The sequence below is a fragment of the Pseudomonas fluorescens genome (genome assembly GCF_902498195.1).
In the GTDB taxonomy this organism is placed as follows: domain Bacteria; phylum Pseudomonadota; class Gammaproteobacteria; order Pseudomonadales; family Pseudomonadaceae; genus Aquipseudomonas; species Aquipseudomonas fluorescens_BU.
Genome location: NZ_CABVIY010000005.1, coordinates 80,819 through 107,014 on the forward strand (window position 1 = coordinate 80,819; position 26,196 = coordinate 107,014).

25 protein-coding genes are annotated in these 26,196 nt (G+C 61.9%); 20 read left to right on the plus strand and 5 right to left on the minus strand.

Annotated features, from left to right (window positions below):
- The first annotated feature begins 73 nt into the window (after positions 1 to 73).
- The 3 genes from purD (at position 74) to F8N66_RS19130 (ending at position 4,907) form a co-directional block, all read left to right on the plus strand.
- On the plus strand, positions 74 to 1,369 hold the full coding sequence (gene purD / locus F8N66_RS19120; protein ID WP_150771683.1) for a phosphoribosylamine--glycine ligase: 1,296 nt from the start codon (positions 74 to 76) through the stop codon (positions 1,367 to 1,369).
- Between the two features lie 99 nt (positions 1,370 to 1,468).
- Complete coding sequence (locus F8N66_RS19125) at positions 1,469 to 4,246, plus strand: hybrid sensor histidine kinase/response regulator (RefSeq protein WP_150771684.1); 2,778 nt, start codon at positions 1,469 to 1,471, stop codon at positions 4,244 to 4,246.
- A 64-nt stretch (positions 4,247 to 4,310) separates the two neighbouring features.
- Positions 4,311 to 4,907, plus strand: a complete 597-nt coding sequence (locus F8N66_RS19130; protein ID WP_150771685.1) for a MarC family protein — start codon at positions 4,311 to 4,313, stop codon at positions 4,905 to 4,907.
- A 39-nt stretch (positions 4,908 to 4,946) separates the two neighbouring features.
- On the opposite strand, the gene F8N66_RS19135 is transcribed toward F8N66_RS19130, so the two are convergent.
- The 5 genes from F8N66_RS19135 to cobG form a co-directional block, all read right to left on the minus strand.
- The gene (locus F8N66_RS19135) at positions 4,947 to 5,762 is read right to left on the minus strand and encodes a hypothetical protein (RefSeq protein ID WP_191623027.1); all 816 of its coding nucleotides are present in this window, start codon (positions 5,760 to 5,762) and stop codon (positions 4,947 to 4,949) included.
- Between the two features lie 200 nt (positions 5,763 to 5,962).
- Positions 5,963 to 7,672, minus strand: a complete 1,710-nt coding sequence (gene cobJ / locus F8N66_RS19140; RefSeq protein WP_150771686.1) for a precorrin-3B C(17)-methyltransferase — start codon at positions 7,670 to 7,672, stop codon at positions 5,963 to 5,965.
- Positions 7,672 to 8,403, minus strand: a complete 732-nt coding sequence (locus tag F8N66_RS19145) for a precorrin-2 C(20)-methyltransferase (protein ID WP_150772074.1) — start codon at positions 8,401 to 8,403, stop codon at positions 7,672 to 7,674. Before F8N66_RS19145 ends, cobJ begins: the two co-directional genes overlap by 1 nt.
- The gene (locus F8N66_RS19150) at positions 8,403 to 9,029 is read right to left on the minus strand and encodes a precorrin-8X methylmutase (protein ID WP_150771687.1); all 627 of its coding nucleotides are present in this window, start codon (positions 9,027 to 9,029) and stop codon (positions 8,403 to 8,405) included. The genes F8N66_RS19145 and F8N66_RS19150 overlap by 1 nt, the downstream gene beginning before the upstream one ends.
- Positions 9,022 to 10,344, minus strand: a complete 1,323-nt coding sequence (gene cobG, locus F8N66_RS19155) for a precorrin-3B synthase (protein WP_150771688.1) — start codon at positions 10,342 to 10,344, stop codon at positions 9,022 to 9,024. The genes F8N66_RS19150 and cobG overlap by 8 nt, the downstream gene beginning before the upstream one ends.
- Before the next feature lie 249 nt (positions 10,345 to 10,593).
- Between cobG and F8N66_RS19160 the strand changes: the two genes are divergently transcribed.
- The 17 genes from F8N66_RS19160 to urtD all read left to right on the plus strand — a co-directional run bounded on the left by F8N66_RS19160 (position 10,594) and on the right by urtD (position 26,168).
- Positions 10,594 to 11,238: a hypothetical protein gene (locus F8N66_RS19160; protein ID WP_150771689.1), complete on the plus strand. Its 645-nt coding sequence runs from the start codon at positions 10,594 to 10,596 to the stop codon at positions 11,236 to 11,238.
- Positions 11,239 to 11,364: 126 nt separating this feature from the next.
- On the plus strand, positions 11,365 to 12,576 hold the full coding sequence (gene cbiE, locus F8N66_RS19165) for a precorrin-6y C5,15-methyltransferase (decarboxylating) subunit CbiE (RefSeq protein ID WP_150771690.1): 1,212 nt from the start codon (positions 11,365 to 11,367) through the stop codon (positions 12,574 to 12,576).
- Entirely contained in the window at positions 12,569 to 13,666 is a 1,098-nt protein-coding gene (locus tag F8N66_RS19170; protein WP_150771691.1) for a cobalt-precorrin-5B (C(1))-methyltransferase, read from the plus strand. Before cbiE ends, F8N66_RS19170 begins: the two co-directional genes overlap by 8 nt.
- A complete protein-coding gene (locus tag F8N66_RS19175) occupies positions 13,663 to 14,388 on the plus strand; it encodes a cobalt-precorrin-6A reductase (RefSeq protein ID WP_150771692.1) in 726 nt (241 codons plus the stop codon). The genes F8N66_RS19170 and F8N66_RS19175 overlap by 4 nt, the downstream gene beginning before the upstream one ends.
- Before the next feature lie 56 nt (positions 14,389 to 14,444).
- Complete coding sequence (locus F8N66_RS19180; protein WP_150771693.1) at positions 14,445 to 14,780, plus strand: type II toxin-antitoxin system RelE/ParE family toxin; 336 nt, start codon at positions 14,445 to 14,447, stop codon at positions 14,778 to 14,780.
- 4 nt (positions 14,781 to 14,784) lie between these two features.
- A complete protein-coding gene (locus F8N66_RS19185) occupies positions 14,785 to 15,108 on the plus strand; it encodes a DNA-binding protein (RefSeq protein WP_150771694.1) in 324 nt (107 codons plus the stop codon).
- Between the two features lie 117 nt (positions 15,109 to 15,225).
- Entirely contained in the window at positions 15,226 to 15,624 is a 399-nt protein-coding gene (locus F8N66_RS19190) for a DUF2946 domain-containing protein (RefSeq protein ID WP_150771695.1), read from the plus strand.
- Between the two features lie 48 nt (positions 15,625 to 15,672).
- Complete coding sequence (locus F8N66_RS19195; protein WP_150771696.1) at positions 15,673 to 16,152, plus strand: copper chaperone PCu(A)C; 480 nt, start codon at positions 15,673 to 15,675, stop codon at positions 16,150 to 16,152.
- Positions 16,153 to 16,173: 21 nt separating this feature from the next.
- Complete coding sequence (locus F8N66_RS19200) at positions 16,174 to 16,614, plus strand: DUF2946 domain-containing protein (RefSeq protein ID WP_150771697.1); 441 nt, start codon at positions 16,174 to 16,176, stop codon at positions 16,612 to 16,614.
- A 47-nt stretch (positions 16,615 to 16,661) separates the two neighbouring features.
- Entirely contained in the window at positions 16,662 to 18,041 is a 1,380-nt protein-coding gene (locus F8N66_RS19205) for a PepSY-associated TM helix domain-containing protein (RefSeq protein ID WP_150771698.1), read from the plus strand.
- Positions 18,042 to 18,229: 188 nt separating this feature from the next.
- A complete protein-coding gene (locus F8N66_RS19210) occupies positions 18,230 to 19,018 on the plus strand; it encodes an ABC transporter ATP-binding protein (protein ID WP_150771699.1) in 789 nt (262 codons plus the stop codon).
- Entirely contained in the window at positions 19,015 to 19,962 is a 948-nt protein-coding gene (locus tag F8N66_RS19215; protein ID WP_150771700.1) for an ABC transporter substrate-binding protein, read from the plus strand. The genes F8N66_RS19210 and F8N66_RS19215 overlap by 4 nt, the downstream gene beginning before the upstream one ends.
- Positions 19,959 to 20,969, plus strand: coding sequence for a FecCD family ABC transporter permease (locus F8N66_RS19220; RefSeq protein WP_150771701.1), 1,011 nt, complete (start codon positions 19,959 to 19,961; stop codon positions 20,967 to 20,969). The genes F8N66_RS19215 and F8N66_RS19220 overlap by 4 nt, the downstream gene beginning before the upstream one ends.
- Before the next feature lie 325 nt (positions 20,970 to 21,294).
- On the plus strand, positions 21,295 to 22,560 hold the full coding sequence (gene urtA, locus F8N66_RS19230) for an urea ABC transporter substrate-binding protein (RefSeq protein ID WP_150771703.1): 1,266 nt from the start codon (positions 21,295 to 21,297) through the stop codon (positions 22,558 to 22,560).
- A gap of 157 nt (positions 22,561 to 22,717) precedes the next feature.
- The gene (urtB, locus tag F8N66_RS19235; RefSeq protein WP_150771704.1) at positions 22,718 to 24,220 is read left to right on the plus strand and encodes an urea ABC transporter permease subunit UrtB; all 1,503 of its coding nucleotides are present in this window, start codon (positions 22,718 to 22,720) and stop codon (positions 24,218 to 24,220) included.
- Entirely contained in the window at positions 24,220 to 25,299 is a 1,080-nt protein-coding gene (gene urtC / locus F8N66_RS19240) for an urea ABC transporter permease subunit UrtC (RefSeq protein ID WP_150771705.1), read from the plus strand. The genes urtB and urtC overlap by 1 nt, the downstream gene beginning before the upstream one ends.
- Positions 25,296 to 26,168: an urea ABC transporter ATP-binding protein UrtD gene (urtD, locus tag F8N66_RS19245; RefSeq protein WP_150771706.1), complete on the plus strand. Its 873-nt coding sequence runs from the start codon at positions 25,296 to 25,298 to the stop codon at positions 26,166 to 26,168. The genes urtC and urtD overlap by 4 nt, the downstream gene beginning before the upstream one ends.
- The last annotated feature ends 28 nt before the right edge of the window (positions 26,169 to 26,196 follow it).

The window sequence follows — 26,196 nt, forward strand, 5'->3', positions numbered from 1 at the left end:
ACCGCTTTCGCGAGCAAGCCCGCTCCCACATAAAGCGCTACTGCAGCGCCTTACAGAATTTGAGGTTTTTGAAATGAATGTTTTGATCATTGGCAGCGGTGGCCGTGAACACGCCCTGGCCTGGAAAGTGGCTCAGGATCCGCGCGTGCAGAAGGTGTTCGTGGCACCCGGCAACGCCGGCACCGCCATTGAAGCCAAATGCGAAAACGTCGCCATCGACGTGCTGGCCCTGGAACAGCTGGCCGACTTCGCCGAGAAGAACGTTTCCCTGACCATCGTCGGCCCGGAAGTACCGCTGGTCGCCGGCGTCGTCGACCTGTTCCGCTCCCGTGGCCTGGATTGCTTCGGCCCGACCGCTGGCGCCGCCCAGCTGGAAGGCTCGAAAGCGTTCACCAAGGATTTCCTGGCACGCCACAAGATCCCGACCGCCGACTACCAGAATTTCACCGAGATCGAGCCGGCCCTGGCTTACCTGCGTGAAAAAGGCGCACCCATCGTGATCAAGGCCGACGGCCTGGCCGCCGGCAAAGGCGTGATCGTTGCCATGACCCTGTCCGAAGCCGAAGACGCCGTGCGCGACATGCTGGCGGGTAATGCCTTCGGTGATGCCGGTTCGCGCGTGGTGATCGAAGAGTTCCTGGACGGCGAAGAGGCCAGCTTCATTGTCATGGTCGACGGCAAGAATGTCCTGCCAATGGCCACCAGCCAGGACCACAAACGCGTCGGCGACGGCGACACCGGTCCGAACACCGGCGGCATGGGCGCCTATTCCCCTGCTCCGGTTGTCACCAGTGACGTGCACAAGCGCGTCATGGACCTGGTGATCTGGCCGACGGTTCGCGGCATGGCCGAGGAAGGAAACGTCTACACTGGCTTCCTGTACGCGGGCCTGATGATCGACAAGGCTGGCAACCCGAAAGTGATCGAGTTCAACTGCCGTTTCGGCGACCCTGAGACCCAGCCGGTCATGCTGCGTCTGCAGTCGAGCCTGGTGCTGCTGGTCGAAGCAGCCCTGGCACAGGCGCTGGACAAGGTTGAAGCACAATGGGATCCACGTCCGAGCGTCGGCATCGTACTTGCCGCGGGCGGCTATCCTGGTGACTACGCCAAGGGCTCTGCCATTCAGGGCCTGGATGCGGCAGCGGCACTGGAAGGCAAAGTCTTCCACGCCGGCACTGCACTCAAGGACGGTCAAGTGGTGACGGCCGGTGGTCGCGTACTTTGCGCCACCGCCATGGGCGCCAGCGTCGATGCCGCTCAACAGCAGGCATACAAGCTGGCGGCCAGCATTGATTGGGAAGGCTGCTTCTATCGCAAGGACATTGGCTACCGTGCCATTGCCCGCGAGCGTGGCGAAAATCAGGAATAAGCTACCCATTCAGCCGGGCAAGGGCCTTGGGCCCTTGCCTGACTATTCCGGCGCCGCGCATAGTTATATTCTGGCATCAACCTACGAAGGGATTTCGCCGTGCGCTGGCTCAGGATTGCCATAGGATTCACCGTCACCCTGCTGATCCTGCTCTGCATGCTCCCGGCCCAGGCCGCGCAAGGCAGTGGCTGGGGCGTATTGCTTGACGAACAGGGCGACCTGCAGCTGAGCGACATCCGTTCCGCCCGCTACACCAACCAATTCAGCCCCATCGAACTCGACCGCCTCACGGCCGCCGAGCCCGATGGCGCGCTCTGGCTTCGCTTCCGCCTTGCACCCGGCAAGCATGAACAATTGCTGAGAGTGTTCGCCCCCGACCTGCTGCAACTCAATATGTATGTGCTGGACGGCGACAAGCTGATCGAGCAATCGGTTACCGGCAACAAACAGCCCCAGGCTGACCGGCCGCTGCCCAGCAGCGACTTCATGCTGCCGTTGCCGCAAACCGACAACCCCCTCGATGTTTACCTGCGACTGGTCTCCGAGCACCAGTTACGCCCCTATATCACCCTGCAATCGGCGGTCATGACCGCGGCCAGCCAGAACCAGTCGCTACTCTATGGCCTGCTGCTGGGCTGTATCGCCATGCTGATCCTGCACAACCTCATCCGCTACGCCTACACCCGCTCGCGCAGCAGTGTCTGGCTGGCGACCTGCGAGGCTCTGCTGATGCTGAGCCTGGTGCTGCTGCTGAACCTGGCGGGCCCCTGGCTGCCGGACTGGCAAGCCCTGAAAACACCGGGGGCCTACCTCGCCCTGTTACTGACGGCCCCCAGCGGCCTGATGTTCGCCTATCGTTTCTTCGCCCCCCTCGGCCCGCATCCGCTGAACAAACTGATACTGGGCGAAATTCTATTCATTACGATTTGCGGCCTGCTGCTGCTTTTCGTCAACACCTTGCCACTGAACATCATCACCTATGGCCTGGTCGCCCTGGCGGGCCTGACCATGTTGTTCGCCAGCGCCTATCACTGGCAGAAAGGCTATCGCCCGGCGCGGCTGTTCGTGGCGGCCATGGTGGTGTTCAACCTCGGGACGCTGATCATCCTGCCCGCACTGCTCGGGCTGACCCTGATCGAACCCCATGGCCTGATCACCACCCTCCTGACGTTCATTTGCATCAGCGGCCTGCTGATGAGCATTGCCCTCAGCGAGCGTCAGCGGCGCATCACCGAAGACCGCTTCAGCATCAGCCGCGACCTGGCGGCCAGCAACGCCGAGATCAACGCCAAGGCCGAGTTCCTGGCCAAGATCAGTCATGAAATCCGCACCCCGATGAACGGCGTACTGGGCATGACCGAGCTGCTGCTCGGCACGCCTCTCTCGGTCAAGCAGCGCGACTACGTACAGACTATCCACAGTGCCGGCAACGAACTGCTGACGCTGATCAACGAAATCCTCGATATCTCCAAACTCGAATCCGGACAGATTGAACTCGACGACGTGCAGTTCGATCTCAACGCGCTGATCGAAGACTGCCTGAGTATCTTCCGCGCCAAGGCCGAACAGCAGAACGTCGAGCTGATCAGTTTCATCCAGCCGCAAGTACCGCGGGTCATCAGCGGCGATCCGACACGCCTGCGCCAGACCCTGTTGAGCCTGCTTGAAAACGCCCTGAAGAAGACCGATGAAGGCGAAATCCTGATCGTCGTCGCGCTCGACGAGCGCAGTGCCAAGCCACGCCTGCGCATCGCCGTGCAGGATAGCGGCGAACCCATGGACGCCGAAGAGCGCGATGCGTTGATGCATGCCGAACTGCATAGCAAGCATTTCCTCTCGGCCAATCGCCTGAGTGGCAATCTGGGGCTGGTCATCGCCCGCCAGCTGATTCGCTTGATGCACGGCGAATTCGGCATCAAGAGCGGCAGCAACCAGGGCAGCACCTTATGGCTGACCTTGCCGCTGGACCCGGATCGCCTCGAACACCCGACCTCCGACCTCGACGGCCCGCTGCAAGGCGCACGGGTCCTGGTGGTGGATGACAACGACACCTGTCGCAAGGTCCTGGTGCAGCAGTGCAGCGCCTGGGGCCTGAACGTCAGTGCGGTGGCGTCAGGCAAGGAAGCCCTGGCCCTGCTGCGCACCAAGGCGCACTTGCGAGACTATTTCGACGTGGTCCTGCTGGACCAGAACATGCCCGGCATGACCGGCATGCAACTGGCCGCCAAGATCAAGGAAGACCCGAGCCTGAACCACGACATCCTGTTGATCATGCTCACGGGTATCAGCAATGCGCCCAGCAAGATCATCGCTCGCAACTCGGGGGTCAAACGCATCCTTGCCAAACCGGTGGCTGGCTACACCCTCAAGACCACCCTGGCCGACGAACTGAACCAACGCAACAAAGGCCTCGCGGTCATGCCGATGACGTCGTCCGGCCCGACACTGCCAGTCAAGGTGCCAAGCGATTTCCGCATCCTGGTCGCCGAAGACAACAGCATCTCGACCAAGGTGATCCGCGGCATGCTGGGCAAGCTCAACCTGCAACCGGACACGGCCAGCAATGGCGAAGAAGCCTTGCAAGCAATGAAGGCCCAGCGTTACGACCTGGTGCTGATGGACTGCGAAATGCCGATCCTCGACGGCTTCTCCGCCACCCAGCAGTTGCGTGCCTGGGAAGTGGGCAACCAGCGGACCCGCACCCCCGTGGTCGCGTTGACCGCCCACATCCTCGCCGAACATAAGGAGCGCGCGCGCCAGGCCGGCATGGACGGGCACATGGCCAAACCGGTGGAACTCTCGCAGCTGCGTGAACTGATCGAACACTGGGTGGCCCAGCGCGACCTGCAGAGCCGTACCACGACATCCACGTCCTGAGCCGACAGACCCCGTAACGCCTGATAGACTCCCCCTCGACTTCCCTCGCCAGTGAGCTTGCACCATGCTCCACGTGTTGTTCAGTGTTTACCTGAAGATGCTGGTGCTCTACAGCCCGTTCTTCGTGTTGTCCTGCTTCATCAGCCTGACTCGCGGCTACTCGCGCAAGGAACAACGCCGGCTGGCCTGGAAAGTGGCGATCGCCACGCTGGTCTCCAGTGTGTTGCTGTATTTGTTTGGCCGGGTGATTTTCAGCGTCTTCGGCATCACCGTCGATGCGTTCCGCATCGGTGCCGGCAGCGTGCTGTTCATCTCGGCACTGGGCATGGCCCAGGGCAAATCGGCGGTGCAGACCGACAACGTGCAGCAGGACGTCACCATCGTCCCGCTAACCATCCCGCTGACGGTGGGCCCCGGCACCATCGGTGCCTTGCTGGTGATGGGCGTCAGCCAGCCGCACTGGGACGACAAGCTCATGGCGATTATCAGCATTGCGCTGGCCAGCTTTACGGTGGGCGTGGTGCTGTACCTCTCCAACCGTATCGAGCGCATTCTGGGTGATCAGGGGTTGCAGATTGTCAGCCGCTTGATGGGCTTGTTCGTGTGCGCGCTGGCGGCGCAGATCATTTTTACCGGGGTCAGGGGCTATCTGGTTCCGTAGGAACAGCCGATCGAGGGTCGACCGGCTGCCCTGACACCGTCACTTGCGCCGGCTGAAGCGCTTGACCAGAACTTCCTTGCGGTGTTTGCCGAGATACTCTTCTATATATGGCTTTATTTCCGCATATCGGGCGGGATTGAACGTGATGTAGGACTTTCCATGGAAAACGTCGAGCGACGAAGTTTTCCAATCGACAAACAACACTCCCCCATCATCACTGCCGCCTCGATGGTCGATAGCCGCCACCGCAATCAAGATAATGCCATTCGCCAGTTGCTCGCAGGGAATAGTGGATAACCGCACCCCCTCAGCACTCTTCGATTCGGCATTCAATAAATTGATCGCTTCAGGCTCTTTCTTCAATGCATCCAGTGTTGAGTTTGTTACGGCACTCAGCACGCTCGCGCCTGGAATGGCAGCTTTTGCTGCCTCGACTGCAGCCTGAATGATATCAACCATGACATTATCCATTTGTAGCTTCAACGAACTGGTGGCGAGTTTGGAATAACCTTTATCCGCCACAAAACACCCCAGATCCTCCATGCACTTGGTGAACTCAAGGTACCAGGCATTGGGATCCTTCTTGTCTAGCACTTCGTAGCTGGCTTCCATCTTCGACATGGTGATCAGGTTTTCTATGATCGCCATGTTTGGGAGGCTGATATTGTTACCGTAACCGACCAGACTATTGCCCAGCACCAATGCATCCAGCTCCTTGGTAGGGCTCGACTCCACCGCCGAGACCAATGACCTCGCACGCGCTGTAACAGGCAGGTTATCCTTGCGTTTACGAACGCAGGACTTCACAAAATCAACACTGCGCGAAACACTGACCGAACTTTCAAAAACATTCATACATAACATCCTTTTATTTATGAAATGCGCTCCATCCCGGAGCGCCCAAAACCTAACTCAAATCATACCTACCAACAACTTCAACCAAATACAGCATATGTATATGGCCTACTGTTATTGCGCAGTGCATCTTTTGATTAACCCCCGCCAGATCGCCCGTGATTTGGACGATCTGGTATCAACTCAAGATATAAAAGTTGTTATTGAATGGGCGTGAGCTTATCGCCATAGCTGCGTGGCGTGTACACCCAGGTACGACCATCCGGGCGAGGGATTACACGCGTGGTGGAGGACCCGATGAGCACCATGGTGCGCATGTCCACCTGGTCGACACTCAGTTGACCCAGCGTGGTGACCCGCAAAGTCTGACCTGGACGACCGATGTCCCGCCCCAGCACGACCGGCGTCTGTGGTTCGCGGTGACGGGCAACGATGTCCAGCGCCTGTCCAAGCTGCCAGGGACGTGAACGGGAAATCGGGTTGTAGAACGCCAGGGCCAGATCAGCTTGAGCCGCCAGGTCCAGGCGTTTCTCGATGATCGACCAGGGCTTGAGGTTGTCCGACAGCGATAGCACGCAGAAGTCATGGCCCAAGGGCGCGCCCGCCTGGGCAGCGGTGGCCAGTGACGCGGAGACACCCGGCAGGATTTCCAGATCGACGTTGTGCCACGCCGCGTCGGTGGACTCATGCAGCGCTTCAAGCACGGCGGCGGCCATGGCGAAAACCCCCGGATCACCGGAAGACACCACCACCACCGAGCGCCCTTGGGCCGCAAGCTCGAAGGCATGCCGCGCACGCTGCATTTCTTCTCGGTTGTCGGTGCAATGCAGCACCTGATCGTCGCGGAACGGTCCGGCCATGCGCACGTAGGTTTCATAACCCAGCACATCATTGGCCCGAGACAATTCGGATTTAACCGCTGGCACCATCAACTCGGCCGCGCCCGGCCCCAGACCAATCACCGCCAGACGCCCGCGTGGGCGGCCGATCTGCAACAGGTCCAGCGGCTGTTCGGCGACCGCTATGGCAATGCTGCTGTCACCCAGAACGGATACAGGCTGCGCAATCGCGTTGCGGGCAAGCTCAACAGCCCCCGCTTCAGCATGGGTAAATCGCAACGGCACACCCAATTCAAGCGCCGCTTCACGCAGCGCCGGGTTGGCCATGTCCGTATCGGCCGCCAACAGGCAGGCCACCGACTGCACAGCAATGCCGGCCTGGTGCAAGGCCGAGCGAATCGCGATCGGCAAGTCTGCAACGCCGGCACTGACGGCTACCAACACACTGCGTGGATAGATCAGCAGTTCGTGGGCCGCCGGCGCCCGTTCGACGGGGCTGACATGCACCGCCAGGCGCGCCTGGTCATCCTCAGGCAACTGCGCTTGCGCCAGCCACGGTGCCGAACCTTCGATGCGCACCGTTTCACCGGCCAGCAAGTCGGAGACAAACCGCTTGCCCACCTCCAGATCACCGAGGGCATAGCCATCGGGCGGATTGAGCAGGCAAGTGCCAAACCGCAGTTCACCGCTGGTGGTAATGGCGGGCGTCACGTTCAATCCCGCGGCGATCTCCCGCGCCATCACATTCACGCCACCGAGACCGCCGAGCAAGGGCACCACGGCACTGCCGTCTTCGGCCACCGCCAGCACCGGTGGCTCGGCGCCCTTTTCCAGCAACAATGGCGCCAGCGTACGGATCACAATCCCGGCGGCACACAGGGCAATGATCGGCGTGTCCTGTTGATAAAGCTCACGCAGGGTCGTGCCGAATTCGCGGTAGACACAGTCCGCGCCGTCGACGCGCTCGGCCAACCCGTGGATCAGCGCACCTGGGTAGAGGCTTTGAATGTTGCGAGCAGTGGCGAGGCTGCCATTGCCAAGAATGACAATCGCCGGAACTGGACGGGGCATCAGCCTTGCCACCTTTCACCGGGAACGATGATCAGCGAGAAGTAGGGCGAGGACATCGGCTCGACCTGATCCAGCGGCACGATTTTCTGGTTCGCCATGGTCGCGCGCTCGACGTACAGCGCCCGCCCGGCCAACCCGAGTTCTTCCAGCACCAGGCGGACCTTGGGAAAATTGCGTCCCAGCTTCATGATCACCGCGGCATCGGCATCGGCCAGGCGGCGCTTGAGTTCATCGTGCGGCAGCACGCCGGACAACACCGACAGGCTCTGGTTGCGATACACCAGTGGCGCACCCAGTACCGAGGCACCGCCAAGCATCGAGCAGACGCCCGGCACGACTTCGGCCTGATACCGCTCGGCCAGCCGGTCGTGCAGGTACATGTAGGAACCGTAGAAGAACGGATCGCCTTCGCAGATCACGGCGACGTCACGGCCAGCATCGAGGTGTGCAGCCAGTTTGTCGGCGGCGTCATCGTAAAAGTCGCTGATCACTTGCTCGTACGAAAGCGGGGCGGGCAAGGCTTCAGTGGTCACGGGATAAACCAGCGGCAGCAAATTCTGAGCTTCTTGCAGGTGCGCCTCGATGATGCCGAACGCATTACCCTTCTTGCCCTTGGCGACGAAGTACGCCACCACCGGCGATTCACGCAACAGGCGCAAGGCCTTGACCGTAATCAGTTCCGGATCACCAGGGCCGACGCCAAGGCCGATCAAACGTCCAGGTTGCTGCATCATTCGATCTCCGTGGCGAGGGCATTGACGGCGGCGGCGGCCATGGCGCTACCGCCCAGGCGACCTTGCATGATGACAAAAGGCACGCCACGGCTGTCCGCCGCGAGCATCGCCTTGGATTCGGCAGCGCCGACGAAGCCCACCGGGAAGCCGAGGATCAGTGCTGGCTTCGGTGCGCCGGCATCGAGCATTTCCAGCAGATAGAACAGCGCCGTCGGCGCATTGCCGATCACCACCACGCTGCCTTCCAGGTGCGGGCGCCACAGTTCCAGTGCGGCGGCGGAGCGGGTGTTGCCCAGCTCCCGAGCCAGCGCCGGCACGCTTTCATCGCGCAAGGTGCAAATGACCGGGTTGTTGGCCGGCAACCGTGCACGGGTGATGCCTTCGGAGACCATCCGCGCGTCGCACAGGATCGGCGCACCGGCCGCCAGCGCATCGCGCCCGGCCTTGCCCGCCCCGATGGAAAACTGTAGGCCGTCGATGGCGTCGACCATGCCGCAGGCGTGAATCACCCGGACCGCGAGTTTTTCCAGATCGGCCGGGATTCGCGCGAGGTTGGCCTCCTCACGAATGATCGCGAAGGAGTTGCGATAGATCTCCTGACCGTCGCGGATGTAATCAAGCATCGAGGGGGCTCCGTGAGCGGGCGTCGAGCAAGGCGGCGACCGCTTCAATAGTAAGGTTGCGTGCGTGCAGCGCGCCGAAACCGGGCTGCGCTGCATCGCGAAAATAGAGATCGTAATGACCAGGTGCGACGGCCAGCAACGTAGCCTGCGCGGTATGCGCGGCGGCACAGGAACGCGCGCAACCGCTCAGGTGCACGCTCAGCGCGTGCCCGTGAAGGTGCAGCAGCGCCGCCAGTTGCAGGGCATCGCCCTTAGTCTCGGCCAGGCCCTTGCCACAGCCGTTTGAACCGGTGCAGGCGATCAACCGGGTCAGTGGCTGAGCGGCGTCGCACGACAGGCCCAGTTGCTCCAGTCGCCGAATCACTTCAGCGCTGTGCTCGCCAGGGATGTTGGGCAGCAGCAGACTCTGCCACGGCGTGAACCGCAAGCTGCCGTCACCGAATTCATCCGCCAGTTGTGCAGCGCCCCGCAGTGTTGCCGGATCCAGTCGACCCAGCGGCGGCACCGCCCCCACGTAGGCAACGCCGTCGCCGGTCTGGGGGTGAGCGCCAATGTGCAGATCACTCGAACCGGCGGCGCGCCGCCATTCGGTAACGGCCTGAATCGATACACGCTCGGCCAGTTGCGCCAGCAAACTCGCGATTGAGTGCTCGGCCAGCAAATGACGCATCCGCGTTTGCTCGGGGCGCGCCAGGTCGAGGAACAACTCAAGTACCGCGATCACCAGGCCATGCCCCTCGTCGAGGACGACCGAGCCTGCCGGCATGTCCGTCGGGCAGCCGGCCAGACCGAATGCCAGACGCCGCTCGCCGTCACGCTCAAAGGCCGAGAGCCAAAGATCGTGGGGGTGTTCGAGCATGGCCAGGGCCTCGCCGCCATCGAGTTGCACGGCAAACTTGGCGCTGAGGTCGTGGAACCGTTCGTGGCCTTGCACCGTGGCCAGAATCTGTTCGGCCAGTGGCCGGGTGTCGATCAGCCTCAGCCGATCGATCCCGGCGGCGGGGCTGAGCATCAGGTTGCGTACATCATCGCCCGCCGCATTGCTGGGCCCCAATCCCGCAGCAAGCAGGCTGTCGATCAAGGCAGCCTGTTCGCCGCCAATCCCGCGAATCTGCAGGTTGGCGCGGTTGGTCGCCTCGATCACGCCACCGGCATAGCGCTCGGCGGCCTCCGCCACAGCGACCGCCTGCGATGCGCGCAGGGAGCCACCGTTGAGCTTGATCCGGCAAATACCGCCGTCCGACGCCTGGACGATGCGCAACAACCCGGGACAGGCCGAAGGACGCAAAGGGTTGGATGTCTGACGAGGATTCACAGGATGACCGGTACGAAATGAAGGACAGCATTATGCCTGCTTTGTCCGGCGGGATGAAAAGCCCGCACCGCTTGACGACGAAAAGCGCTGGATCCTCAACGCCGCTGACCCGTTTCAACTGGAAATCGCTGCGAGACAATCGCTAACAGCAAAAATCAATTCCCCACACAGCCCTCGTTTTAAGCTCCTGTACTTTCAAAAGAGCACCAAAAACCAACATCACTTTTTTATCGCTATGAGGAACAACACATGCACGGAAGCATTTCGACTGGACTATTAACCGCACACAATCTTGTCTCCTGTATTGGTGAACTTTCACCACAGGATTATGACGACTTCACCGATTGCACACAGATCGCCACCAACTCCGCTGACAGGGCCAGCAACCGCTTCGCCAACTCAACAGCGTGGCTGAATGAATTCGTAAATACACTGAACTACTTGGGTTGGTCGGCCTTTGAGGACACCATCACGACCCGCACCCGTTACATGGATTCCAGTAGCGTGGCGGAGTTTTTGGTCCAGAGCGCTCAACGCATGCAGGATTCCCGACAAGGAAACGCCATGATCGACACGCTCGACGCGCTGAAACCCGACCAACCGGCGCTGTACTCGCTGGATGAAGAAAGTCTGATGGGCAAGCGTTTTCAAGTGATACCTGCACGCTACGATTCAAAAGGTTGTCTCCACATCGCCGTCTTCAATCTTGAATTGGTAGTGCATATGAAAAAAAGCAGCTTCCTTTTCTATGACTGGGAAGATCCTTCGACAAAAATGATCCAGCAAAGCGCTTACCTGACGCTGGATAGAGGCGGCCTGAACGCCAATAGAGCGCGCATCGAAAAAACAAAGCGCGAGATCCGCATGAAGCGGTTCGACCTGCGCAAAGCGTGATCGGGTTGAACGCTCTATCACGTTGAAAGGCGTGTACCACCGTCGGCGCGCTATGATGCGCAACCCCCACACCGGCACAGCCCGGCGTGGTGTTGATTAGGCATCGATTGATGGAAGAGGAATGGCATGACCCCCTGGCTGACAGTGGTAGGCATCGGAGAAGAAGGCTTCAAGGGTCTTGGCAAAAATGCCCGACACGCTTTGCTGAACGCTTCGCGGATCATGGGTGGGCAACGGCAACTGGATTTGTTGCCCGCCTGCATCCGTGGCGAGCGGCAGTTGTGGCCCAGCCCTTTTTCCCTGGACCCCGTCCTGGCGAGGCGTGGCGAGCCTGTCTGTGTACTGGCCAGCGGCGACCCGATGTTGTTCGGGGTGGGTGCCAGCCTTGCCCGGAAACTGTCCGGCGATGACATGCTGATCCTGCCCGCCCCCTCTTCTTGCTCGCTCGCCGCCGCCCGAATGGGTTGGCCATTGCAGGACGTGGTCACGCTGTCGGTGGTGGCCCGCCCTGTCGCCGCACTGTGCGCCCAACTGTTCAATGGCGCGCGCCTGCTGGTACTGAGCAACGACGGCCGAAGCCCCGCCGCCATCGCCGCGCTGTTGCGTGAACAGGGTTTCGGTCCCAGCCGCCTCAGCGTGCTGGAACACCTGGGCGCTGAAACCGAGCGACGTATCGACGGCATCGCCAGCGACTGGTCCGATTGCACCATCGCCGACTTGAACCTGATCGCCATTGACTGCATTGCCGAGCCGAACACACCGCGCCTGTCACGCCTCGCCGGGTTGCCGGATTCTGCGTTCAAGCATGACGGCCAACTGACCAAACGCGACGTGCGCGCCATCACCCTCGCCCGTCTGGCCCCGGTGCCTGGCGAATTGCTGTGGGATGTCGGCGCCGGCAGTGGCTCGATCGGCATCGAATGGATGCGCGCCCATCCCAGTTGCCGGGCGCTGGCCATCGAGGCCGACGAAGGACGCCAGCCATTGATCGAGCACAACCGCGATGCCCTCGGCGTGCCCGGCTTGCAACTGATTCGCGGCCGGGCGCCGCAAGCCCTTGAGGGACTGGAACGTCCGGACGCCATTTTCATCGGCGGTGGCGTTACCCGCGAAGGCGTGCTGGGCACTTGCTGGGCGGCCCTCAAGCCGGGAGGCCGACTGGTCGCCAACGCGGTCACCCTGCAAAGTGAAATGACCCTGATGGCGTGGCGTGAACAACATGGCGGGGAGCTGACGCGCATTCATATCGCCCAGGCGCAACCGCTGGGCGACTTCGACACCTGGCGCCAGGCCTTGCCGATCACCCTGCTGGACATGACGAAACCTCGCGATGCGTGATGAAACCGCCGAACAACCCGCGCCGCTGCGCAGTGGCCTGACCACGGGCAGCTGCGCCACGGCGACCAGCCTCGCGGCGGCACGCCTGCTGCTTGCGGGCGCGACGGCGGACGCGGTGGAAATCACCTTGCCCAAGGGCAAACAGGTGCAGATGCGCCTGGAGTTCTGCCGGCGGGTGGACGACGGCGCCGAGGCCGGCACCCTCAAGGATGCCGGCGACGATCCCGACGTCACCCATGGCGCCCTGCTCTATTCCCGGGTGCGATTGCGCGCGGAACCCGGCGTTGATTTCAAGGCCGGGCGCGGTGTTGGCACCGTGACTCGTCCCGGGCTGGTGCTGGGGGTTGGCGAACCGGCGATCAACCCGGTACCGCGCAAAATGATCACCGATCACCTGACCCGACTCGCGACGGAATCGGGTTATCACGGGGGTTTCGAAGTCACGGTCAACGTCGAAAACGGCGAAGCGCTGGCACTCAAGACCATGAACCCGCGCCTGGGGATTCTCGGCGGTCTGTCGATCCTCGGCACCAGTGGCATTGTCCGGCCGTTTTCCTGTGCGGCCTACATTGCCTCGATCCACCAGGGCATCGACGTGGCCAAAACCAACGGCTACCTGCACATCGCCGCGTGCACCGGCAACGCCAGCGAAGACACCATGCGCCGAGTCTACAACCTGCCGGAAATCGCCCTGATCGAGATGGGCGACTTCGTCGGCGCCGTGCTCAAACACCTGCGCAAAGTGCCGGTGGACAAACTGAGCATCTGTGGCGGCTTCGGCAAGATCAGCAAACTGGCGGCCGGGCACATGGACCTGCACAGCCGGCATTCGAGCATCGACTTGCCGCAACTGGCCGAGTGGGCCGCCGCGATCGGCGCGGATACGGCGTTGCAGCAAGGCATCCGCGACGCCAACACCAGCCAGCAAGCCCTGGCCATGGCCAGCGCCGCCGGCATCGCCCTGGGTGATGCGGTGTGCCTGCACGCCCTGGACTTTGCCCGCAGCGTGGTGCCGGCGCAGGTCCAGGTCGAAGTATTTGCCATCGACCGCCAGGGCGGGATTGTGGGTCATGCCGGAGCCTTTCAATGAAGCGCGTGCTGTTACTGGGCGGGGTGACCGAAGCCCTGGCCATCGCCCGGACCCTCGGTCCGGAACACATCTACAGCCTGGCGGGCATCGGTCGAATACCCACGGACCTGACCTGCCAGGTGCGCGTCGGCGGCTATGGCGGTGCCGAAGGGTTGGCGCAGTTCATCCGCGACCAACGGATTGACCTGCTGCTCGATGCCACGCATCCCTACGCGGCAAAAATCAGCCAGAACGCTGCGACCGCAGCGCGGTTGAGCGGTATTGCGTGCTGGGCACTGCGACGCCCGGCATGGCAGCCCCAGGCCGGGGACGACTGGCGCGAAGTCGGCGATTGGGCCGAGCTGATCCAGGCCCTGAAACCCTTCCGCCGACCGCTGTTCACCCTGGGCCGCGAACCCTTGCAACACCTGGACGAAATCCCTGCAGACCAGTTCTGGACCTTGCGAGCGCTGGACCTGTATCCGGGCAACGAGCGCTGCGAAGTGATCGGCGCGCGCGGGCCATTCCTGATCGACGATGAGCGGGCATTGTTCGAAAGTCGGCGGATCGATGTGTTGATCAGCAAGAACAGCGGCAGCACCGCGACTGAACCGAAGCTGGAAATAGCGCGTGAGCGTGGAGTGCCGGTGTTGGTGTTGAAGCGGCCGGTGTTGCCGGGGGTTGAGCGGGAGTTTTTGACGTTTGAGGAAACACTTGGAGCGTTGGCGACCCTGACTCAGTGAGGCAGGATTAGCGGCTTGCATGAACAGTAACCTATTTGTTACCTTCAGGGCCGCCTGTGATCACACTCGAAGAATACTTGCAGGACAACGAAACAAGCCCCTTCGGGCGTTGGTTTTGCACCTTGAATGCGCAGGCCGCGCTTAAGGTATCCAATGCGCTGATAAGACTGGAACTCGGCAACACATCCAACATCAAGTGGTTCGATGGCCTTGGCGAATACCGAATCAATTGGGGCCCCGGTTACAGAATCTATCTTGTTCAAGAAGGCAAACGGCTAATCATCCTTTTCGGTGGAGGCGACAAGTCCACTCAAAAAGCCGACATCAAACAGGCCAAATCATTGATTGCCGAATATCGGGCCCGAAAAACAGCCGACCGACACCGGAGATAACATCATGGCGCTCACCCGAAGCTACAAACATACTATTGCCGAGCGTGCCCAGCGTGACCCCGAGTTCGCACAGGCATTATTGGATGAGGCTGCTACGCTGTTTCTTAATGGCGAACCCGAGATGGCCAGGATCATTTTGCGTGATCTCGTCAATGCCACTGTCGGCTTCGAAGGTTTGGCAAAGGAGACGGCAAAGCCCAGTAAAAGTCTGCATCGAATGTTGTCTGCCAAAGGCAACCCGAGCATGGACAACCTGGCAGCGATCTTCGCCGTCATTCGCGCTACGCTTGGTGTAGATATGCAAGTGCATGCGGTACGTGCGCACTGATAGCGCAAGGGGCACGTAACTTTTACTGCGACACCACACCGCACGCCGCTTTTTTACTTATCGGCATTGATCAGGCTAAATAGCCGCGCCTGATCGCCCACCCAACGGATCTGTCCCATGTCCCGACAACGGCTCGCAATTGCCTGGATAGCCTGCTTCGCAGTGCTGTTCAATCTGCTCGCCATGCCGATGAGCGGGGCGATGGCGCAGTCGGCGAAATCGCCCGCCGAACAGTTGTTGTGGGGCAGTTTCTGTTCGTCCGGCGGCACCAAGATGGTCGCGATCTCCCTGGGTGAAATCGAGAAACAAACCTCGCCGAGCGATGATCATTCCAACATGCAGCATTGCTGGTGCTGTTCCGGCTCCGCGCCACTGGTGGCGTTGCCCGGCCATGTTCCGCAACTGTATTTCGCGCAGTTCGAAGCCAATCGAAGCATGCCCCCCGCCTCTCTCAATACGCCGTCGCCACGCCAGCAATGGCCGAGCCTCAATCCCCGCGCATCCCCTCTGGTGTAATTCCTTTTCGCAATTGACCTGCGTTTTGAATCGTTCCGGAGAACCGTCATGCTGAACAAATTCATCGTTGTGGCCGCGTTGCTGCTGCCTGCCTGCTTCGCCAATGCCCACGAATACAAGGTCGGGGAGCTGGAAATCGCTCATCCCTGGTCGCAGGAATTGCCCCCCAACGCGCCGAACGTTGCCGCCTACTTCGTGATTCACAACGCAGGCACATCCGCCGATCGCCTCCTCAGTGTCGACTCGCCGATTGCAGGCGAGGCGCAACTGCACGAGCACGTGATGCAAAACGACGTGATGAAAATGCAGCATGTACCGAGCGTGGAAATCCCTGCGGGTGGCGAAGTCACGTTCGCACCGATGGCCTACCACGTGATGCTGCTGAACCTGAAAGACCGCAGCCTGCTGAGCGACGGCAAGCGCTTCCCGATGACCATGCACTTCGAGAAGTCCGGTGACGTGAAAGTTGAAGTGGCGGTGCAGAAGCAGGCGCCTGAAGGCACGCAAAAGCACGCGCACGTCCAGTAACCGACTGAGCCGAAAACGCCCATGCGCCCGCTTAGCGCCAGGTCATCCAGCCCCCGCCGTCAGCCATCGAGCCTGACGCGCGGCAGCTGGATCAGCCTGTTCGCCATGTTGATGATCTTCATCGGCCCGCTGGTTTCCCAGTCGATGCCGATGGACTCACGCGCGGCCATGAGCATGTCGATGGACATGCCCATGGATACGGCCACGCTGGACCACGCCGGGCACGGCGCGCAATCCGATGCCGAGCACTGCCCGCCGCAGGCCGGACATCACGCCATCTGGGAAAAGTGCGGCTATTGCAGCCTGCTGTTCAATTGCCCGGCACTCACCGGTGGCGTGTCATTCACGGCGTTCGATGCGCCCCCCACCAGCCATTTCACCCCCCCTTCCCCGCGCCTGGGCTATGCCCGGCAGACCATTTTTCCCGGAGCCCGCACCCGCGCCCCGCCCATCGTCGCGTAGTCCCGCCAACCATAACTAAAAGATCCGAAGTACGCGGAGCACTCGTGATGAATCAGCCCAAAGTGAATTTCTACAACCTGGCCTGGCGCTGGCATTTCTACGCCGGATTGTTTGTCGCGCCATTCATGGTGATGCTGGCCCTGACCGGCACCATTTACCTGTTCAAACCGCAACTCGACTCGGTGATGTACAGCAACTGGCTCAATGTTCCTGCCGGGCATCACACCGTCGCAGCCGATGACTTGATGAAACGCGTGAAAGACGCTTATCCGCAAGGCACCATCAAGCAATACCTGCCACCGGTGAACGCCGAACGCAGCGCCCAGTTTGTCGTGCTCGACAGCGGCAAAGAGCTGAACGTATTCGTCGATCCGTACCGTGGCGACATCCTCGGCGAGCAAGACGCCAAGAAAAACCTGCAAGCCATCGCACGGGCAATTCACGGCGAATTGATGGTCGGCACCGTCGGCGACCGCCTGGTGGAAATGGCCGCCGGCTGGGGTGTGGTGCTGGTGGTGTCCGGAGTGTTCCTGTGGTGGCCGCGCGGCCAGGCCGCCGGCATTCTATGGCCACGCCTGAGCAGTCGTGGCCGGGTGCTGTGGCGCGACTTGCACGCCGTGACCGGTTTCTGGGGCGCTTCCTTGCTGCTGGTGATGTTGCTCAGTGGCATGACCTGGACCGGTTTCTGGGGCCAGCAATACGCAGCCGTCTGGAACGTCTTTCCGGCGGCGATGTGGGATGACGTGCCGAAGTCCGACGTCGAGGCGCGCAGCCTCAACGAGGCTCACCGCCAGACCGTGCCGTGGGCCATGGAAAACACGCCGATGCCGATGTCCGGTGACCATGCCGAACACATGGCCCACAGCGGTGCGCAAACCGGCCCCGCCGCGCCGACCATCAGCTTGCAGGACGTGCAAAACATCGCCACGCAGAGCAAGGTCGAACCGGGTTACAGCATCACCTTGCCGACCACCGCGACCGGCGTTTTCACCATCGCGGTGTTCGCCGATGACCCGCGCAACGACGCCACCCTGCATGTCGATCAGTACAGCGGCAAGGTCCTGGCCGATGTGCGTTACGAGCAATACGGCACCGTCGCCCGTGCCACGGAAATCGGCGTGATGCTGCATGAAGGCAAGATGTTCGGGGTGTTCAATCAGATCGTCGTGCTGCTGATCTGCCTGATGATCCTGCTCAGCGCCGTCAGCGGCGTGGTGATCTGGTGGAAGCGCCGTCCGCAAGGCAAGTTCGGCGTGCCACCGCTGCGTCATGACCTGCCGAAATGGAAAACCGCGATGGTCATCATGTTCGCCCTGGCGGTGGCATTCCCCTTGGTGGGGGCTTCGCTGGTGGTGGTCTGGCTGCTCGACAAGCTGCTGCTGTCGCGCTTCACCCGGCAAACTGAGAGCGCCTCAACTTCATCATGAAGCACACGAGATGCGCGGGATTGAAGGCGCTGTAAACTGCCCGCGCATTTCGTTCACTTAGCGTCTCTTTTTCCTTTAGACCGCTTTCGCGAGCAAGCCCGCTCCCACATTGGAACGTATTTCAATGGTGGGAGCGGGCTTGCTCGCGAAAGCGTCATCTGCATCACCGCAACTATCAGAGTTAATGCATGACCTCGCTGAACCTCACACACCTCACCTGGTCCCCGCTGGGCCACGGCCACTGTCATCACCAGTTCCAGCTGCGCGATGCCTCGCTGCACGTGGCCGCCGGTGAGTTCGTCGGGTTGATCGGCCCCAACGGCAGTGGCAAGACCAGCCTGTTGCGCTGCGCCTGGCGTTTCAGCAAACCGGAAAGCGGCGAGGTCAGGCTCGATCATCACAACGTCTGGAAGCAATCTTCACGCTGGTGCGCGCAACGCATCGCCGTGGTGTTGCAGGAGTTCCCCGAGGCTTTCGGCCTGACCGTCGACGAAGTCGTTGCCATGGGCCGCACGCCGCACAAAGGTCTGTTTGACGGCGATACGCTCAAGGATCGCCACCTCGCAGCCCAGGCACTGGAATCGGTGGGCCTCAAGGGCTTCGAAGACCACGCGTTTTCAACCCTGTCCGGCGGTGAAAAACAACGGGTGATCCTCGCCCGTGCCCTGGCCCAGCAGCCGCAATTGCTGATCCTCGACGAGCCGACCAACCACCTCGACCCGCGCTATCAGCTGGAGCTGTTGCAGCTGGTCAAGCGCCTGCAGATCGGCACCCTGGCAAGCATCCATGACCTCAACCTGGCCGCCGCCTTCTGTGACCGGCTGTACGTGATCAACCACGGCCGCATCGTCGTCAGCGGCACGCCGAAACAGGTCCTGAACACCGCGTTGCTGCGCAACGTATTCGGCGTCGATGCCCTGATCGATGACCACCCCTTGCACGGCTACCCACGAATCACCTGGATAACCCAACCATGATTTTGCGTCCCCTGTTGTCCCTTTTCCTGATGCTGGGCAGTGCCCAGGCATTGGCCGAGGCCACGCACTACCCGCTGACCCTTCAAAGCTGCAACCGCGAAGTGACCTTCCAGCAAGCGCCGAAACACGCGGTCAGCCACGACATCAACATGACCCAGATGATGCTCGCCCTCGGCCTCAAACCACGGATGGCCGGCTACAGCGGCGTGTCGGGCTGGAAGTCAGTGACGCCCGACATGCTCGGCATCCTCGATGGCTTGCCGGAACTGGCGGCCAAATACCCGTCGGTGGAAACCCTGCTCAATGCCAACGTCGATTTCTTCTTCGCCGGCTGGGATTACGGCATGCGCGTGGGCGGTGACCTGACGCCGCAGACCCTGCAGCCACTGGGCATCAATGTCTATGAGCTGACCGAGTCCTGCGCCTTTGTGATGAAGCGCCCGCCGGCCAGCCTGGAAGACACCTACAACGACCTGCGCAACCTCGGGAAAATCTTCGACGTGCAGGATCGCGCCAATGCCCTGATCGGCCAGATGCAGGCGCAAGTCGCCGGGATCCGCAAAGACCTGCCGGCTGAAAAACCACGGGTGTTCCTCTACGACAGCGGCGAAGACCGGGCCATGACGTCGGGGCGCCTGGGCATGCCGCAAGCCCTGATCGACGCCGCCGGCGGGCGCAATGTGCTCGACGACGTCGAGGCGAGCTGGACCCGGGTCAATTGGGAAAACGTGGTCGAGCGCAATCCACAGGTGATTGTGATCGTCGACTACGGCGAAGTGACCGCCGAACAGAAAGTGCAGTTCCTGCTGGACAACAAGGCGCTGCAATCGGTGGATGCGATCAGGCACCGGCGTTTCATCGTCATCCCTTACGTGCAGGCCACGCCGGGCATCGACAACGTGCTCGCGGTCGCCACGCTGGCCAAGGGTTTCCACGGCGAATGATCAACCGTCGTTATGCGCTGTTGCTGATGGCCCTCGGCGCGCTGTTGCTGGTGTCGTGCGTGGTGTCGCTGGGGTTCGGCCCGGCGCGGGTGCCGGTGGAGGTGGTGTGGCGGATCCTGCTGCACAAGCTGTTCGGTTCAGGCGTGCCTGACTGGAGCGCCGGGCAGGAACACATCGTCTGGCTGATCCGCCTGCCGCGCCTGTTGCTCGGCGCGCTGGTGGGTGCCGGGTTGGCGCTGATCGGCGCGGTGCTGCAAGCGGTGACACGTAACCCGCTGGCCGATCCGCATTTGCTCGGGGTCACGTCCGGCGCCACCCTCGGCGCGGTGATCGTGGTGCTGCACGTCGGCGAAATCGTCGGCCTGCTGACCTTGCCCATCGCCGCCTTCATCGGTGCGCTGTTGAGCATGGTGGTGGTGCTGCTGATCGCGAGCCGCCATGGCCGCCTGGACAGCGATCGCCTGCTGCTGTGCGGCGTGGCGGTGTCGTTCGTGATGATGGCCATCGCCAACCTGCTGCTGTTTCTCGGCGATCACCGCGCCAGTTCGGCGGTGATGTTCTGGATGCTCGGCGGGCTCGGGCTGGCGCGTTGGGAACTGCTGGCCGTACCAGCGATCAGCGTACTGCTCGGCCTGGTCTTGCTGCTGGGCATGGCGCGGTCGTTGAATGCCTTGATGGCGGGCGAACAGACGGCGGTGACGCTGGGGTTGAATGCCAGGACTGTGCGCCTGTGGGTGTTTGTGATCGCCTCGCTGATGACCGGGGTGCTGGTGTCCATCAGCGGCTCGATCGGTTTCGTCGGGTTGATGGTGCCGCACATTGCGCGGCGGTTGGTGGGGGCTGAACATCGTCGATTGCTGCCGGTGTGCGTGTTGCTCGGCAGCGTGTTCCTGGTATGGGTGGACGTCGCCGCCCGTACCCTGATCGCCCCCGAAGACCTGCCCATCGGCGTCGCCACCGCCGCCATTGGCGGGCTGTTCTTCATCGGCCTGATGCGCCGCCGCTGATTCACCACATTCAAAACTGTGGGAGCGGGCTTGCTCGCGAAGAGGGCGTGTCAGTCGCCATAGATGTTGTCTGTCACAACGCCTTCGCGAGCAAGCCCGCTCCCACACTGGACCCGTGTCGCGCACAATTTCTGCGCCCCAATGTGGCGCAGCACGGCGCACCAACGCGCCAGGCGCGTCCCTTCCTGGTGCGCCACCCACCCATGCAAGCGCTCTAAACCGACATTTCCCTGCCTTTTCCCGACCGGGCACAGCCCTTGCTAAAGACCCTTCAGTCGTCCGCATCTGCCAACCAGAAAAATTAAACGTTCATGGAGATCGCACAATGAAGCGTCGCAGTTTGATCAAGGCTTTCACACTCACGGCAAGCATTGCCGCGATGGGCATGACCTGGACTGTCCAGGCCGCCGAGACCATCAAGGTCGGGATTCTGCATTCGTTGTCCGGGACCATGGCGATCTCCGAAACGTCGCTCAAGGACATGGCGTTGATGACCATCGACGAGATCAACGCCAAGGGCGGCGTAAACGGCAAGATGCTGGAGCCGGTGGTAGTGGACCCGGCGTCGAACTGGCCGCTGTTCGCGGAAAAAGGCCGGCAGTTGCTGACCCAGGACAAGGTCGCGGTGGTCTTCGGTTGCTGGACGTCCGTGTCGCGTAAATCGGTGCTGCCGGTGTTCGAAGAACTCAACGGCCTGTTGTTCTACCCGGTGCAGTACGAAGGCGAAGAAATGTCGCCTAACGTGTTCTACACCGGCGCCGCGCCGAACCAGCAGGCGATCCCCGCCGTCGAGTACCTGATGAGCGAAGAAGGCGGCAGCGCCAAGCGTTATTTCCTGCTCGGCACCGACTATGTCTACCCGCGCACCACCAACAAGATCCTGCGCTCGTTCCTGCATTCCAAAGGCGTGGCCGACAAGGACATCGAAGAGGTCTACACCCCGTTCGGCCACAGCGATTACCAGACCATCGTGGCCAACATCAAGAAATTCTCGGCCGGTGGCAAGACCGCTGTGATCTCCACGGTCAACGGCGACTCCAACGTGCCGTTCTATAAAGAGCTGGCCAACCAGGGCCTGAAGGCTACCGATGTTCCGGTGGTGGCGTTCTCCGTGGGTGAAGAAGAACTGCGCGGCATCGACACCAAGCCGCTGGTGGGTAACCTCGCGGCGTGGAACTACTTTGAGTCGGTCGAGAACCCGGCCAACCAGAAATTCGTCGCCGACTGGAAAGCCTACGCCAAGAAACACAACCTGCCGGGCGCTGACAAAGCGGTGACCAACGATCCGATGGAAGCCACGTACGTCGGCATCCACATGTGGGCGCAGGCGGCTGAGAAAGCCAAGTCCACCGACGTCGACAAAGTCCGCGAGGCCCTCGGCGGCCAGACCTTTGCCGCACCGTCCGGCTACACCCTGACCATGGACAAGACCAACCACCACCTGCACAAGCCGGTGATGATCGGCGAGATCCAGGCCGATGGTCAGTTCAACGTGGTCTGGCAGACCGAAGGCCCGATCCGCGCCCAGCCATGGAGCCCGTTCATCCCGGGCAACGACAAGAAGCCTGAGTATGCGGTGAAGAGCAACTGATCGCAGGATGCCCACCTCAGCACCAGAGGTGGGCATAAATCCCTGTGGGAGCGGGCTTGCTCGCGAAGACGGCGGTACATCCAGCATCAATGTGACTGACACAGCGCTTTCGCGAGCAAGCCCGCTCCCACATCTAGTCCGTGCAAGGCGACTCTCTATGCCCACTGCCTTCTACCGCTTCATCCTCGCCATCGCACTGTTATTGCCGATGGCCACTTTCGCCGGTGACGCCGAAGACTTCGTCGCCGCCAATCCCGTGCAGCAAGCCAAGCTCCTGGAAACCTGGGCCGCGCAGCCCGATCCGGCGCGCATCGAGCTGATCAACGCCCTGCAACAAGGCGAGTTGACCGTCGATGGCCAGCCAAAAACCCTGCGCCTGAACAACCGCCTGCGGGGCCTGATCGACACCGCATTGGCCAGTCATCAATTGCTCGCCGCCGACGCCAACATCCGTCTGGCCGCCGCGCAGCAATTGCAGAAAAGCGCCAAGCCCGCGCAGTTGAAGTTCCTCGACCAGCAACTGGCGGGCGAAAAAGACGAAAGCGTCCATGCGGCCTTGAGCCTGGCCCTGGCCAATCTACAGCTGGTGGACGCCGACCCGGCCGTGCGCCTCGCCGCCGTGCGCCTGCTCGGCGAAACCGGTGATCCGCTGGCCCGCACCCGCCTCGAAAGCCTGCTGGAGCCGGGCGTGGAAACCGACGCCAATGTGCACACCGCTGCCGAAACCAGCCTCGCCCAGGTCAAACGCAAACTGCTGATCGGCGAACTGCTCGGCCAGGCCTTCAGCGGCATGTCCCTGGGTTCGATCCTGCTGCTCGCGGCGCTGGGCCTGGCGATCACCTTCGGCCTGCTCGGCGTGATCAACATGGCCCGCGGCGAGATGCTGATGCTCGGCGCCTACTCGACCTACGTGGTGCAACTGATGTTCCAGCGTTTCGCGCCGCAGGCCATCGAGTTCTATCCGCTGATCGCCTTGCCGGTGGCGTTCTTCGTCACCGCCGGGATCGGCATGGCGCTGGAACGCACGGTGATTCGCCACCTCTACGGGCGTCCGCTGGAAACCCTGCTCGCCACCTGGGGCATCAGCCTGATGTTGATCCAGCTGGTGCGCCTGCTGTTCGGCGCGCAGAACGTTGAAGTGGCCAACCCGGCGTGGCTGTCGGGCGGGATTCAGGTACTGCCGAACCTGGTGCTGCCGTACAACCGCATCGTCATCATCGCCTTCGCGTTGTTCGTGGTGGTGCTCACCTGGTTGCTGCTGAACAAGACACGCCTTGGCTTGAACGTTCGCGCGGTCACCCAGAACCGCAACATGGCCGCCTGCTGCGGCGTGCCCACCGGGCGCGTCGACATGCTCGCCTTCGGCCTCGGCTCGGGCATTGCCGGCCTCGGCGGCGTGGCGCTTAGCCAGATCGGCAACGTCGGGCCGGACCTCGGCCAGAGCTACATCATCGACTCGTTCCTGGTGGTGGTGCTCGGTGGTGTCGGGCAACTGGCCGGCAGTGTGTTCGCCGCCTTCGGCCTGGGGATCGCCAACAAGATTCTCGAACCGCAGATCGGTGCCGTGCTCGGCAAGATCCTTATCCTCGCGCTGATCATTCTGTTCATCCAGAAACGTCCGCAAGGCCTCTTCGCACTGAAAGGACGGGTGATCGACTGATGAACCAGCCCCTGCTCGTTACCGCGACCCAAAAAGCCGGCCCAAAGGCCACGATCGCCGTCGGCGTGGTGGTCCTCGTTCTGCTGCTGGCGTTGCCGCTGCTGTCGCTGTTGCCGGCGCACAGCACCCTGCATGTCTCGGCCTATACCCTGACCCTGGTCGGCAAGATCCTTTGCTACGCGATCGTCGCCCTGGCGCTGGATCTGGTCTGGGGTTACGCGGGCCTGCTGTCCCTCGGCCACGGCCTGTTCTTCGCCCTCGGCGGCTATGCGATGGGCATGTACCTGATGCGCCAGGCTTCGGGCGATGGCTTGCCGGCGTTCATGACCTTCCTGTCGTGGACCGAATTGCCCTGGTACTGGACCGGCACCAGCAGCTTCCTCTGGGCCCTGTGCCTGGTGGTGCTGGCACCTGGATTGCTGGCCCTGGTGTTCGGCTTCTTCGCCTTCCGCTCGCGGATCAAGGGCGTGTATTTCTCGATCATGACCCAGGCCCTGACCTTCGCCGGGATGCTGCTGTTCTTCCGCAACGAGACCGGGTTCGGCGGCAACAACGGCTTCACCAATTTCCGCACCATCCTCGGTTTCGGCATCACGGAACCGGGCACCCGCGCGGTGCTGTTTTTCGCGACCGTGGTGTTGCTGGTGGCGAGCCTGTTCATCGGCTGGCGCCTGGCGCAGAGCAAGTTTGGCCGGGTGTTGACGGCGCTGCGCGATGCGGAAAACCGCCTGATGTTCTGCGGCTACGACCCACGGGGTTTCAAGCTGTTCGTCTGGGTGCTGAGTGCCGTGCTGTGCGGGCTGGCCGGTGCGCTGTACGTGCCGCAAGTGGGCATCATCAACCCCAGTGAAATGTCGCCGACCAACTCCATCGAAGCTGCCGTGTGGGTCGCCCTCGGCGGACGCGGAACCTTGATCGGTCCATTGCTTGGCGCCGGCGTGGTCAACGGCATGAAGAGCTGGTTCACCGTGGCGTTCCCCGAATACTGGCTGTTCTTCCTCGGCGCGCTGTTCATCGTCGTGACCCTGTACCTGCCCAAGGGCGTGATCGGTCTGCTGAAAAAGAGAGGTGAACAATGAGAGTCACGGCCACCGCTGAATTCATGCTCGAACCGGCCTTCTTCCCGCCGCTGGAACCTAACAAGGACGCCGGCAGCAGCCGCGACGCCATCGGCCTGGGCCAGCGCGTCGGACCGGGGCTGGACACGCGCCACGGCACCATCCTGACCCTGGAGGACATCAGCGTCAGCTTCGATGGTTTCAAGGCGCTGAACAATTTGAACCTGTATATCGGCGTCGGTGAACTGCGCTGCATCATCGGCCCCAACGGCGCGGGCAAGACCACGCTGATGGACGTCATCACCGGCAAGACCCGCCCCAGCCACGGCAAGGCCTGGTTCGGCGAAACCCTGGACCTGACGCAGATGAGCGAAGTGCAGATCGCCCAGGCCGGCATCGGCCGCAAGTTCCAGAAGCCAACGGTGTTCGAGGCCTTGAGCGTGTTCGAGAACCTGGAACTGGCGCAGAAAACCGACAAGTCGGTGTGGGCCAGCCTGCGGGCGCGGCTCAACGGCGAACAAAAGGATCGCATCGCCGAGGTGCTGCACACCATTCGCCTGACCGCCTCGGTCAATCGCCCCGCCGGCTTGTTGTCCCACGGCCAGAAGCAGTTCCTGGAGATCGGCATGTTGCTGATGCAGGACCCGCAACTGCTGCTGCTCGACGAACCGGTGGCGGGCATGACCGACGCCGAAACCGAATTCACCGCCGAGCTGTTCAAGAGCCTGGCCGGCAAGCATTCGCTGATGGTGGTGGAGCACGACATGGGCTTCGTCGGCTCGATTGCCGACCACGTCACCGTGTTGCACCAGGGCAGCGTGCTGGCGGAAGGATCGCTGGAGCAGGTGCAGGACAACGAGCGGGTGATCGAGGTTTACCTCGGTCGCTAAGGTTTGCGAACACCTATCCCAATGTGGG